Annotated in this window: 1 protein-coding gene; it reads right to left on the reverse strand. The window is 66.6% G+C overall.

What is annotated here, in order from left to right:
* Positions 1-416, reverse strand: a 416-nt coding sequence (locus AC0L2B_RS00125) for a tyrosine-type recombinase/integrase (RefSeq protein ID WP_473743623.1), incomplete at both ends; no start/stop codon positions are given.

Consider the following 416-nt stretch of genomic DNA (forward strand, 5'->3'; position numbering starts at 1 on the left):
ATGTCGGCGGCCTGTGCCGCCTCGACGACGATGCGGTGAAGGTGCCGGGTGCTGATCGGCTTCATCGGATGCTGCCCGGGAAACAGCCAGCCATCGCGGTGCATGACACCCTGTTGCCGCCCGACCTTCCACCACTGGCGCAACAGCGTAAGCAGGTCGGCCGACAGCATGGCATTGCGGTATCGTCCGCCCTTGCCACGCTCGATACGCAGCAGCATGCGCTCGCTGTCGATATCGGCGACCTTCAGTGTCGAAACCTCGGCGACGCGAAGCCCTGAGCCATAGGCGACCGACAGCGCGGCCTGATGCTTGAGGCAGGTGGTGGCGTTGAGAAGCCGGGCGACCTCGTCTCGGCTTAGGACCACGGGTAGCTTGCGCGGGTGCGCCAGCCGGACGAGCCTGCGCGCCAGATCCGG

The organism is Mesorhizobium sp. WSM4815, assembly GCF_055811575.1.